The organism is Pararhizobium sp. P1_E7, assembly GCF_056405855.1.
Genome location: NZ_JBFUBH010000076.1, coordinates 1 through 12,527, shown reverse-complemented (window position 1 = coordinate 12,527; position 12,527 = coordinate 1). Strand labels below are relative to the sequence as shown.

Here is a 12,527-nt window from a genome sequence, read left to right as displayed (position 1 = left end):
GCCGTGCGCAGCGTTTCCTCGGCCTTGGCCGGACCGACGGAGACGACGACCACTTCCGACGCCTTGCCGGCTTCCTTCAGCCGCAAAGCCTCCTCGACCGAAATCTCGTCGAACGGGTTCATCGACATCTTCACATTGGCAAGCTCGACCCCCGTGCCGTCCGGCTTCACCCGGATCTTCACGTTGTAGTCGACGACACGCTTGACGGTGACCAGAACTTTCATGATGTCCTTCCTTTTCATTCTTTCTCAGGTCCACAGGCGATCCGCGCGTCTTACGCGGGAAAGGCCCAGGACCGGCGTTTCAGTTCATCGAAATCGTCGGCGGACATCGCCCCCAGCCGAAGCAGGACTTCGCGGATCGTCTGGCCATCGGTGACGGCCAGGCGGGCAACACGGGCGGCCTCCTCGTAGCCGATGTGAGGGGCGAGCGCCGTTGCGAGGATCAGGCTCTTGTCCACCAGTTCCTCGCATCGCGCCCTGTCCGCCTCGATGCCTTCGACGCAGCGCTCGCGCAGCACCGTTATCGCCCGGGTGAGGATGCGGATCGATTGCAGGAGGTTGAACAGCATGACCGGTTCCATCGCGTTCAGCTGCAGCTGGCCGGCTTCGGCGGCGAAGGTGACGGTGAGGTCATTACCGATGACCTGGTAGGCGACCTGGTTGACCACCTCGGGGATGACCGGATTGACCTTTCCCGGCATGATCGAGGAGCCAGGCTGGACGGCCGGCAGTTTGATTTCGCCGAACCCGGCGCGAGGACCGCTGCTCAGCAGCCGCAAATCGTTGCAGATCTTCGACAGTTTCACGGCGATCCGTTTCAGAACACCGGAAAAGGTGACGAAGGCGCCGACGTCGGAGGTCGCCTCGACCAGGTTCCTTGCCGGGCTGAAGGTGCGGCCGCTGATTTTCGCCAGATGTGCGACGGCAATCCCGGCATAGCCGGCCGGGGCATTGATGCCTGTCCCGATCGCGGTTCCGCCAAGATTGACCTCGGTAAGCAGTTCGCCGAGTTGCACGACCCGCTCGATGTCTTCATCGACCGTGGCGGCAAAGGCGGCAAACTCCATGCCGAGCGTCATCGGAACGGCATCCTGAAGCTGAGTACGGCCGACCTTGCCGATCCCGGCAAACTGCTTTGCCTTCACGGCGAAGGCGGCGCTCAGCCCGGCCTGCGCCCGGATCAGCGCGGCGGTCTGGCTGAGCACGGCGAGGCGCATCGCGGTCGGATAGACGTCGTTGGTCGATTGCGACCGGTTCACATGATCGTTCGGATGCAGCCGCTGATAATCGCCTGCCCGATGACCGAGATTGCGCAGCGCCACATTGGCAATGACCTCATTGGCGTTCATGTTGGTGGACGTGCCCGCTCCTCCCTGGATCATGTCGACCGCAAACCATTGATGGTGACGCCCGTCGATGATTTCATCGCACGCCGCAAGGATGGGATCCACGAACCGATCCTCCAGCACACCGCAATCGCGATTGGCAAGCGCGCAGGCCTTCTTGACCATTGCCAATGCCACGACAAGTTCGGGGAAATGGCTCAAGGGAACGTCGGTGATCGGAAAGTTGGCAAGGGCGCGGGCCGTCTGAATACCATAGAGCGTTTCCGCCGGCAGGGTCATATCACCGAGAAAATCGTGCTCGGTTCTTTGCTGTTCATTCATGTCGATCTATCTCGCAGGATGGCGAAGAAACCGGATTGTCGGATGCGGAAGGCGCTGCTGATCGCATCCGGCAAGCCTGTCTTTGCGATCATTCGGCCGCCAGCGCGGTGACTTCACGGCGGAACGGCAGGGCATCGCCGATATCCGGCGTGTCGAGTTCGCGGGCATAGCGATGCCCTGCATAGGTCGCCCAGGCGATCGGCGCAGGCGCGGCGGCGTCGCCGATGACCTTGACGCTCTTGACGCCGGCATCGGCCCAATCATCCTGGCGCGCCAGCAGGTCATGGTAGAGCTGGTCGTCCGAGGTACGCGAGGCAACCATGACGACCGCGTCGCAGCCGATCGCCCCGCGTCGGCCGGTATAGGCGCAGTTGGTCTCGACATCGCCGGCGCGGATGGCGGTGATGCCGCGGTTCAGCTGGATATCGATGCCGAGATCGTCGAGGCGCACATGGATCGCGCCCTGCTCCAGCGTGTTGCGCGTCCAGTCCGAGACATAGGCCGATGGCGTGACGAGAATGACCTTGGCGCCGGCCTTGGCCATCACCTCAGCGATGACGCCGCCCATGTAGTAATGGTCGTCGTCATAGATCACGACTGTCTTGCCGGAGAGGTTTTCCGGGTGCTTGCCGGCCATGATGTCGTCCGGCGTCCAGAGCGGCATGCCCACGTCGATCGGCATCGGGACGACATGCTGGCGCGCTACCCCGTCGCGGCGCCAGTGCGAGCCGGTGGCGAGCGCAACATGCTCGAAGCCGAAGGCCAGCACGTCGTCTGCCGAAAGCCGGCTGTCGAAATAGGTCTCGACGTTGGAACGCTGGCTGATCTGGTACTGGCGGTAGTCGACGACGCGGCCCCAGGCCGAAAGGCCGGGCAGCAGGCGCTCGCGCGCCACGCGACCGCCCAGCGTTGTGGTCGCTTCGGCCAGCGTCACGTCATAGCCGCGCAGTGAGAGCGCCCGTGTTGCTTCGAGGCCGGCCGGGCCGGCGCCGACGACCAGCACCGTCTGGCTTTCGCCCTTCGCGTTCATGCGCTCCGGGTGCCAGCCCTTGCGCCATTCCTCCATGAACGTCGGGTTCTGCGTGCAGCGGGAAATCGACATGGTCATGTCGCCGGTGACGCAGATATTGCAGCCGATGCATTCGCGGATGTCCTCGATCCGGCCTTCCTCGATCTTCTTCGGCAGGAAAGGGTCGGCGATCGAGGGCCGCGCGCAGCCGATGAAATCGAGCGTGCCGGACTTGATCATCCGCGCCATCACGTCGGGCGAGGTGAAGCGGCCGACGCCGACAACCGGCTTTGACGACAGTTCACGGATGCCCTTGACCAACAGTTCCTGGGCCCCTTCCTCCTTGAAACGCGAGGGACCGGAACAGTCTTCCCAAGTGCCCTGCGCCAGATCCCACAGATCCGGCAGGTCAGCGTTCAACTCGACGAATTCGCGCACCTCGGCATTCGAGAAGCCGAGTTCACCGATGGTCTCGTCGAGGCTGACGCGCATCGTGATCGCCGTGGTATCGCCGACGGCCTCGCGGATGTCGGCCACCACCTCGCGCGCGAAACGCGAGCGGTTCTCGAGGCTGCCGCCGTATTCGTCGGTGCGCTGGTTTGTGGCGCGCGACAGGAAGTGCTGAAAGATGCCGAACCCATGCGCGCCGTAGAGACAAATCAGGTCGAAGCCCGCGATCTTCGAGCGTTTCGCCGCGTTGACGAACCAGCGGCGCAGGTTCTTGATGTCAGTCCTGTCCAGCGCGCGGGCTTGCACCGGATCGTTGGTAAAGGTGCGGATCGGCAAGGCGGACGGCGCGAGCGGCACTTCCTTCGTATAGAAATTCGGACCGTTGATGCCGGAATAGGCGAGCTGGATGCCGGCCAGCGCGCCATGTACCTTCATGGCATCGGACATGCGGCGCAGCCCAGGAATGTCCTGGTCTTCCCACAGCCTGAGTTCGATGAAGGGCGTGATCTCCGAGGTGTGGTGCATCTCGGTCTGTTCGGTGAAGATGACGCCCCAGCCGCCTTCGGACTTGATGCCGCGCATGGCCGCAGCCGCCGAAGGGTCGCGGTAGCCGCCGCCATTGCAATGCGGCACCTGATAGAACCGGTTCTTCGCGACGTGCGGGCCGATCTTCATCGGTTCGAACAGAATGTCATAACGTGGATCGCGCAATTCTTTCCCCCTGGCAGGGGTCGCTCGCCCCTACAGTCTGTGATGGACATGCGGGCGCCATGCGGCCCGCCGATCCGTAACACTGTGGAGGCGGCGGACCGCGCAGGAAACAACAGTTTTCTTTCTCACCGCTTAGGACAGACCTAATCGGGAGGCGCCCATTCGTTTTCGCCGAAGCGGCAGTGCGGGAAATTCGACTGAGCCTCCGGTTACCTGCGTGCTAAGTCAGCCAAAGCGAAAACGGAGCAGGCGAACGTGGACAGTGTCGAAATTCTTGAACGGCTGATTGCATTTCCAACGGTCAGTCACCTGTCCAACCTGGCCCTGATCGACTTCGTGCGCGCGCTCTTGCAAGAACGGGGCATTGCCTGCCAGCTGGTTTCGGACAAGGACGGCCAGAAGGCAAACCTGTTTGCGACGATCGGCCCGGCCGGCAGGCCCGGCGTTCTCCTGTCCGGGCATACCGACGTCGTGCCGGTCGAAGGGCAGAACTGGACCGTGCCTCCCTTTGAAATGACGGAACGCGACGGCCGGCTTTATGGCCGGGGCACCGCAGACATGAAGGGGTTCATCGCCTCAGCGCTTGCAGCCGCGCTGCGCGCCGCCGGCATGAATTTGCAGACGCCGCTGCATCTGGCACTTTCCTATGATGAGGAAATCGGCTGCATGGGTGTGCGCGGTCTGATCGATATGCTGGCAACGGCACCGGTTCGCCCCCGTCTCTGCATCGTCGGCGAGCCGACGGGAATGGAGGTGGCGACCGGGCACAAAGGCAAGACAGCGGCACGCTGCACCTGCACCGGGCGCGAAGGGCATTCGGCGCTGGCGCCGCTTGCCGTCAATGCCATCCATATGGGATGCGATTTCGTCGGCGAACTGCGCGCAGAACAGGACAGGCTCGCGCTCCACGGCGCGCACGACAGCGATTACGACATTCCTTATACGACGGTGCACGTCGGCAAGATGAACGCCGGCGTTGCCCTGAATATCGTGCCGAACCTTTGTACGCTCGACTTCGAGATACGCAATGTCGCCGCCGACGATCCTGAGGCGATCTTGGACCGTTTGCGCATCGCCGGCGGCAAGATCGCCGACGGCGCCCGCAAAATAGCCCCGGAAGCGGCCGTCGAAATCGATGTCACCAATAGCTATCCTGGGCTGGACATCGCAGAGACGTCGAACGCCGTTGCATTCGTCAAATCGCTGACGGATGCGAACGGCACGATCAAGGTCGCGTTCGGAACCGAAGGCGGGCTGTTCAACCAGCGCCTCGATATTCCGACGGTGGTCTGCGGCCCCGGCTTCATGGCGCAGGGCCACAAGCCCGACGAGTTCGTGACCATCGAACAGCTTCGACGCTGCGATGTATTCCTCGACAGGCTGCTCTTGCGGCTTGCCGATCCAGACGGCTTGGCCGGCCTCTGACCGGGATGCCGCAACGGGTCGCTACTTCCCGAAAACGCCCTGTTCGCCAACGAAATTGCGGCAATGTTTGACGAAGGCGTGCACGGCCTGGGTTCTGTGCTCGCCGTTGGGCAACGCGACCCCCATGATCAGGGGACGCAGATCGCCTCCCAGCGGCACGAAGGCGAGAAGCTTGCCGTCCGGCGACAGCGTGTTGAGCGGCCGCATATTGGCAATGCCATAGCCGAACCCGTTCGCCACCATCGAGCGCATCACGGCGATGTCGCTGGTGCGCTCGGCGATATTCGGGCGGATGCCCTTTTCACGGAATGCCGAAAGAAAATACTCCCGACTATAGGGCAGATCGAGAAGGACCATGGGTTCATCGGCCAGATCCTCCGGCATCACCACCTCGCGCCCGGCCAGACGATGGTTGTCAGGCAGCATCACATAGGGAGGCAGCTGCATGAGGGGCTCGAAGGCGATGTCCTGGGAAACTTCGAGGTCATAGGTCAAAGCGAGGTCGATCTCGCCGCGCAACAGCATCTCCAGAAGCTGACCCTGGTTGCGTTCGAACTGCCGTATGCGCACTTCGGGATGCTGGTTCTCGAAACTGCGGCGCAGCGCTGGAAGCACCAGCTGAGCGAAGGTGACAAGGCAGCCGACAGCAAGCGGACCGCGTACCTTGTCCGAAATATCCCCTGCGACGTCGTGCAGGGCATCCGCGTCGCTGAGCAGCCGCTGCGCCTCCTTGAGAAAGACCCGGCCTCCGGCGGTCAGCGACAATCCGTGCGAATGCTTGCGGACAAAGAGCTCAATGCCGAATTCCGCCTCCAGCTGCGCGATGGAGGCGGAAATCGATGGCGGTGAAACATTCACCTGCTCGGAAGCCTTCGCAATGCTGCCAGCCTCGCCGACCGCAACGAAATATTCCAGCTGGCGCAACGTAAAGCGTAGGGGCATGGTGCGATTGTGCTATGGTTCAGGTTGAGTGTGCAAGGGTGACGCGGTCTAATATTTTATCCATGTCGTTTTCAAAGACGTATATTTGTCGAAGGAATGAAGCGACAAATCCCTGCCGAAACCGGATTGCTTGATGCCGCCGAAGGGCGTCATCGGGCTTAAGGCATCGACCGTGTTGACGGACACCGTGCCGGCCTTCAGCCGCGCGGAGACGCGGTGAGCACGCGACAGATCGTTCGTCCATAGCGACGCGGCCAGACCGTAGGGGCTGTCATTGGCAATGCGGACCGCCTCCTCCTCGTCATCGAAGGGGATCACTGCGAGCACCGGGCCGAAGACTTCGTCGCGCGCGATCGGATTGTCGGGGCGGACATCGTCGAAGATGGTCGGCGTCACGAAGCTGCCGCGCCCGTTCACCGTGACCTGCTCACCGCCGGCCACGAGCCGCGTGGTTTTCTTCGCTGCTTCGATGAAGCGCATGACGTTTGAGGTGTGGCTCGCATCGACCAGGGCGCCCATTTTCGACGCCGGATCGAGCGGATCGCCCGGCTGCATCGCCGCTGCGCGGGCGATCAGCTTTTCGACCAGGCTGTCCTTGATCCGCCGGTGCACCAGCAGACGCGAATTCGCTGAGCAGACTTCGCCCTGATTGAAGAAGATTCCGAAAGCCGCCATGTCGGCCGCCGCGTCGAGATCGGTGCAATCGTCGAAAACCAGATTGGGGCTCTTGCCGCCGGTTTCCAGCCAAACCTGCTTCATGTTGGACTGTCCCGCATATTGCAGGAACAGTTTGCCGATCGCGGTGGAGCCGGTGAATACGAGACTATCGACATCCGGGTGACGTCCCAGCGCCTGTCCCGCCGTCTCGCCAAGACCGGGCACGACGTTGAGAACACCGGCCGGCACGCCTGCTTCCATGGCAAGTTCGGCCAGCCGCAAAGCGGAGAGCGGCGATTGTTCGGCCGGTTTCAGCACGACAGAATTGCCGGCCGCCAGCGCCGGCGCGCATTTCCAGGTCGCCATGTCCAACGGGAAATTCCACGGAACGACCGCGCCGATAACGCCCAGCGGTTCACGCCGGACCAGAACGAGATTGCCTTCTTCGGCCGGGGCGATCTCGTCGTAAATCTTGTCGATCGCTTCGGCATACCACTGAAAGATCGCCGCCGACCCCGGGACGTCGACCGTCACCGCGTCATTGACCAGCTTGCCCATATCGAGCGACTCGAGCAGGGCCAGCTCCTCCTGATGTTCCCGCAGCAGGGCAGCCAGCCGCAGAAGAACATCTTTGCGGTGAGCCGGGCTTTTCCGTGACCAGACCCCTGCCTCGAAGGCGCGCCGCGCCGCCGCCACGGCGATATCGACGTCGTCCTGTCCGCAGGAAGCCACTTCCGCCAATATCTCGCCCGTCGCCGGGTTGATGCTGTTGAAGACCCTGCCCGAACGCGCCGGCACGGACTGACCGTCTATGAATGCCTTGTCCCGGAAGCGTATCGCCGCTGCCCGGTTAATCCAGTCCTGATGGCTCAGCACAGTCATGCAATTCTCCAATAATAGGTCTGCTATTCGTCGCCCGGCACGCCGTAGCTCGGTGCGGCCGAAGGGTTGATGGCGCGCTGGACGTAAGCGTCCAGTTGCGGTTTGTAGATGTCCCAAAGAGCTGCCAGTTCTTCCACCGGGCAAGCCTCGGTCCAGTCGCAACGCAAATCCGCCACGGGCCATGCCACGTCACGGACCAGCTTCATGCCGGCGGAGTGCACGGGACCCGCCTCGCCGCCAGCCGCGATCGCTGCCCGCATCGCGACGATCAATCGATCGCCCAAATGGCCTGTCGAGGCCAGAAATGCCTCCACCATCGCGGAGGGGATACCGGAATTTGCGAGCAGGTTCCCGCCGCATGCGACGTTGTCACCGGTGGCGTGTCCCCAGATGCCCAGAGCGTTCGAACCGGAATGAACGGCTGTGGCCCCCCGCCCATCGACGATCAGAACCTGACGATAATCCAGGTGGGCATTGTTGGACTTTAGGAATGCCAGCGCTTCGGCTGCGCCATCCCCCCGTTCGAGACGCAGGAGACCCTGCGTGCCCAAGCTCGGATCGGTGATGTTTTGGCTGGCCACGGCGCCGGCGCCGGCCTGGGCATAGGCGCAGCGCGCCGCGACCGCCGGCGATGATGAGGAAACGGCAACGCCGAACATGCCGGTTTGACGGCACCGGGCAACGATGGAAAACGTCATGGCGCGCCCCTAGTCCGGAATGACGGCCGTGCCGTCGATTTCGACCAGCCATTCCGGCCGGGCGAGCGCTTGAACGACGAGGCCGGTCGATACCGGATAGACGCCTTTGATGTACTCGCCCATGGTGCGATAGACCGCCTCGCGATGACGGACATCGGTGATGTAGACCACGACCTTGACGAGATGTTCCATCGTACCGCCGCACTCTTCGATCAGCTGGCGGATGTTCTGCATCACCTTGTGGGTCTGCTCGACCGGATCGTGGCTGTCGATGTTCTTGGCGGTATCGAGTTCCTGGGGGCATTGCCCGCGCAGAAAGATCGTCGTGCCGCGTGCCACGACCGCCTGGCAGAGGTCGTTGTCGAGGTTCTGTTCGGGATAGGTGGTTTTGGTATTGAACGTGCGATGCCTGCGGTGTTCCATCGATAGATCCTATTTGCGTGATTGAGGGGCGAATGGGGGCGCTGTTGGCAGCGGCTACGCGTCTTCGGTCTGGCGTTTCGCCGAAGCATGGTACGCTAGGTACTTGTGCTGCGTGGAAATCCGATCGGCCAAATGCTTGGCGTCGTGCCAGACGCCCCAGATGAAGCTGGACCCCCTGCGCGATTGCCATGGCAGACCCAGAAAATAGAGGCCGGGCTCGATCGACACGCCGCGCTGATGCTTGGGCCTTCCCTTCTCGTCGAAGGCGTCGACCTTCAACCAGCTGTAGTCAACGGCATAGCCCGTCGCCCAGATGATCGAGGTAATCCCGGCCTCCGCGAGATTCAGTTCGAGAATGGGACTGGTCAGGCACTGCGGATCCGGCGCGATCTCACGGGCTTGAGGTTCTTCCGGAAGGTCGAGGCCATTGCGCGTCACGTAAGCGTCGGCCTCATCCAGCAGCGACAGGTAGTTGGCATCGCCGCGCGCAATATTGTCCGCAAGGTCCGGCGCAAAGGTCAGTGTGCCGTTCGCGTAGGATGTCGTCAGGCCAACGAGCGTCATCCCTCGCGCCGCGAGGCGGCGGAAGTCGATCGTCTCGCCGCCTCGTGCACCGCTCACAGCGATCGTGACATGCTCGGTGCCAGGTCCCGGAGTTTCCGCATCCCACTTGCCGAGAACCCCCAGCCACCAGCAGAAGTCACGCCCGCGATAGGCCCGGGGAGGACGATCATGCGCTCCGACGGACAGGTGGACGCGCTTGCCCGCCCGCAGGAGTTCGTCCGCGATCTGCACACCCGAAGACCCCGCGCCAACCACAAGCACCGCACCTTCGGGCAACTGGCCGGGATTTCGGTAAAGGTTCGAATGGATCTGCATGACGCCGGCGCTTTCAGGAACGACGRCAGGGGTGATGGGCCGCTGGAAAGGTCCGGTGGCGGCAACGACATTGTTGGCCTCGATCACGCCGTCAGACGTTTCGACGCGGAAGCCGGGCCGGCCGGCATTCCTTCGCACTTCCCTGACGTCCACTCCGCAGCGGATAGGGGCTCCAAATTTTTCTGCGTAAGCAGCAAAATAGTCCGCAACTTGCTCTTTGGGTGCAAAGGCATCGGGATCCACGTCGGAAAACTCAAGGCCCGGAAATCGATCGTGCCAGGCCGGACCGTTGGCAACCAGACTGTCCCATCTTTCGGAGCGCCAGCGTTCGGCAATGCGGTGGCGCTCAAGGACGAGGTGAGGCACGCCGCACTTGCTCAGGTGCTCGCTGAGGGCAACCCCGGCCTGGCCAGCACCAACAACAAGCGTGTCTACTTTTTCAACGGGCATTTCTGCTTCCTTTTCTGGCTGTCCGGCAGTTTCTGCGGATGCGACGGAAATCTGATCGTTGGTTTACTGAAGCGACCGGAGCCCGAACATTACGATTTCCCGTGCCAGTGGTTAGCCTGTCCCTAAATGCGGCGGGATTGCCAACGATGTGGATGGTCTCGGGAGACGTCGGGCGATCGATGCTGAAACGCCGCCGCATAAAACTCCGAAGCACCGCGTCGCAATTTCCGAATTTCCCCCTTCCTGTCCCCCGCCTAGATTGCTGCTGCAGCTTGGCGCTGATGGCTGGCGATCTTCCAGCGGCCTGCAAGGACAAAAGGGAACGGTGGTCAACACCGCGAGGGAACAGCCGGGATGAGTCCAAAGACCCCTCTCCCATCAAACCATTCGAAATCGCCAGAGGAGCCCACCGCCATGAAGGATGCCAGCGGCCATCCACCCCATCGAAAGGCCGTCGAGATTAAAGACGTGTCCAAGGCTTACGGCGCCTATCAGGCCCTGAAACCGGTTTCTTTCGATATTTACGACAATGAATTCTTCACGCTGCTTGGCCCGAGCGGATGCGGCAAGACCACCCTGCTGCGCATGATTGCCGGGTTCGAGCAACCGACAACGGGGCAGATTTCTCTGCAGGGCGCCGATATCCAAGGGTTGCCGCCCCACAAGCGGCGGGTCAACACCGTGTTTCAAAGCTACGCGCTGTTTCCGCACATGACCCTTGAGCAGAATGTCGGCTTCGGGCTCGAGAACCTCGGCTGGTCGAAAGATCGCCGCGACGCACGCGTCGCCGACATGCTTCGCCTGGTTCACATGCAAAATTTTGCAAATCGCAAGCCGCAACAATTGTCCGGCGGCCAGCGCCAGCGCATCGCGCTTGCCCGCGCCCTCGCCCCAGAGCCACAGGTGCTATTGCTGGACGAACCGCTGTCGGCGCTCGATCTCAAGCTGCGCCAGGCGATGCGCAACGAACTGCGCAGCCTGCAGCGGGAAACGGGTATTACCTTCGTCTTCGTCACGCACGATCAGGAAGAGGCCCTCGACATGTCGGACCGCATCTGCGTGCTCGGCAATGGCGAGATCCAGCAGCTCGGAACGCCCGCCGACATCTATGAAGAGCCGGCTAACCGTTTCGTCGCCGACTTCATCGGGGAAACGAATTTTCTGCCCGCGGACGTCGTTGCGGTCGATGGCGATTTTGCCACCGTCGCACTTCCGCTCGGCCTTACGCTGAAAGCACCGCATAAAAAGGCGATCACCGGAGGGAAGGCGACCCTATCGATCCGGCCCGAAAAGATCAGCCTGCCGGAACAGGGCAATCCCATTGTCTTCGAAGGCACCGTCATCGGCGCCAATTATCTCGGCGGCTACACACACTATGTCGTTAAAACCGGCGGCATCGATTTGCGCGTTTCCAAGCGAAACACCACAAGCCGCAACCACATGCTCAAAATCGGCGAGCCGGTGAAGCTCGGTTTCTCTGCCGAATCCGCACGGATTCTCGGCTCATGACGGCGCGCGCGACAAGACCCGGCTGGAACCTTCTGGGCCTGATGCCAGCCTATGCCATCATGCTCCTGACGCTGATCATTCCGATCGGCATCGTCGTGATCGTCTCCTTTTCGACCCGTGGCCCCTATGGTGGCTTCGACTACATCTTCACCGCAACGTCCTACAAGCAGCTGCTCTTCAACGAAGGCTGGACCGGCGAGATGGAGTTCAATCCCCAATATCTGATCGTGGTCGGCAGAACGCTGCTGCTGTCGTCCGTAACAACCATCCTCTGTCTTCTCTTGAGTTTTCCGGTTGCCTATTTCATTGCCCTGCAGAGGCCGTCGGTCAAAGTGGCTTTGGTCTATCTGGTGACGCTACCCTTCTGGGTCTCGATGATCGTTCGCGTCTACGCCTGGATCATCATCCTCGGCAATGACGGGGTTGTCGAAAAAGCGCTGCGCGCCCTGCACCTGATCGATGACATGGACAGCCTGCTTTTTGGCGACACAGCCATGCTGACGGGGCTGGTCTACAGTTATATCCCGCTGATGATCCTCCCCGTCTTTGCCTCGATCGAGAAGCTCGATCACACGCTGCTGGAGGCATCCCACGATCTCTATGGCAGCCGCTGGATCACGTTGCGGCGGATCATCCTGCCGCTTTCCGCGCCAGGCATGATTGCCGGGGCGATCCTGGTCTTCGTCCCGACCTTGGGCGCGGTTCTCGAACCCACGCTGCTTGGTGGCGGCAAATCGATGATGATGGGCAATCTGATCCAGATGCAGTTCGGTGGCGCCCGCAACTGGCCGCTTGGAGCTGCCATCGCGATGGTGCTCATGGC

Annotated in this window: 11 protein-coding genes; 3 read left to right on the top strand and 8 right to left on the bottom strand. The window is 62.0% G+C overall.

All coding sequences use genetic code 11. From position 1 onward, the window contains the following. The 3 genes from AC1D17_RS25450 to AC1D17_RS25440 form a co-directional block, all read right to left on the bottom strand. On the bottom strand, positions 1–224 hold a 224-nt coding region (locus tag AC1D17_RS25450; protein ID WP_477568069.1), incomplete at its 3' end, for an electron transfer flavoprotein subunit beta/FixA family protein. 50 nt (positions 225–274) lie between these two features. Further along, positions 275–1,669 (bottom strand): aspartate ammonia-lyase, encoded by a 1,395-nt coding sequence (locus AC1D17_RS25445; RefSeq protein ID WP_477568068.1) that lies wholly within the window; start codon positions 1,667–1,669, stop codon positions 275–277. Between the two features lie 88 nt (positions 1,670–1,757). Further along, positions 1,758–3,839: an oxidoreductase gene (locus AC1D17_RS25440; RefSeq protein WP_477568067.1), complete on the bottom strand. Its 2,082-nt coding sequence runs from the start codon at positions 3,837–3,839 to the stop codon at positions 1,758–1,760. A gap of 255 nt (positions 3,840–4,094) precedes the next feature. Here AC1D17_RS25440 and argE point away from each other — a divergent pair, with 255 nt between their 5' ends. After that, complete coding sequence (gene argE / locus AC1D17_RS25435; RefSeq protein ID WP_477568066.1) at positions 4,095–5,264, top strand: acetylornithine deacetylase; 1,170 nt, start codon at positions 4,095–4,097, stop codon at positions 5,262–5,264. 21 nt (positions 5,265–5,285) lie between these two features. On the opposite strand, the gene AC1D17_RS25430 is transcribed toward argE, so the two are convergent. The 5 genes from AC1D17_RS25430 to AC1D17_RS25410 are packed head-to-tail and all read right to left on the bottom strand — an operon-like array spanning position 5,286 to position 10,195. Then, positions 5,286–6,206, bottom strand: coding sequence for a LysR substrate-binding domain-containing protein (locus AC1D17_RS25430; protein WP_477568065.1), 921 nt, complete (start codon positions 6,204–6,206; stop codon positions 5,286–5,288). 48 nt (positions 6,207–6,254) lie between these two features. Next, entirely contained in the window at positions 6,255–7,745 is a 1,491-nt protein-coding gene (locus tag AC1D17_RS25425) for an aldehyde dehydrogenase (protein WP_477568064.1), read from the bottom strand. A gap of 23 nt (positions 7,746–7,768) precedes the next feature. Continuing rightward, positions 7,769–8,443 (bottom strand): DUF1028 domain-containing protein, encoded by a 675-nt coding sequence (locus tag AC1D17_RS25420; RefSeq protein WP_477568063.1) that lies wholly within the window; start codon positions 8,441–8,443, stop codon positions 7,769–7,771. 9 nt (positions 8,444–8,452) lie between these two features. After that, the gene (locus AC1D17_RS25415; protein WP_477568062.1) at positions 8,453–8,866 is read right to left on the bottom strand and encodes a RidA family protein; all 414 of its coding nucleotides are present in this window, start codon (positions 8,864–8,866) and stop codon (positions 8,453–8,455) included. Between the two features lie 54 nt (positions 8,867–8,920). Next, positions 8,921–10,195, bottom strand: a complete 1,275-nt coding sequence (locus AC1D17_RS25410) for a flavin-containing monooxygenase (protein WP_477568061.1) — start codon at positions 10,193–10,195, stop codon at positions 8,921–8,923. Between the two features lie 414 nt (positions 10,196–10,609). Between AC1D17_RS25410 and AC1D17_RS25405 the strand changes: the two genes are divergently transcribed. Both AC1D17_RS25405 and AC1D17_RS25400 read left to right on the top strand, forming a co-directional pair. Beyond that, the gene (locus AC1D17_RS25405; RefSeq protein ID WP_477568060.1) at positions 10,610–11,704 is read left to right on the top strand and encodes an ABC transporter ATP-binding protein; all 1,095 of its coding nucleotides are present in this window, start codon (positions 10,610–10,612) and stop codon (positions 11,702–11,704) included. Then, on the top strand, positions 11,701–12,527 hold an 827-nt coding region (locus AC1D17_RS25400), incomplete at its 3' end, for an ABC transporter permease (RefSeq protein ID WP_477568059.1). The genes AC1D17_RS25405 and AC1D17_RS25400, both read left to right, overlap by 4 nt.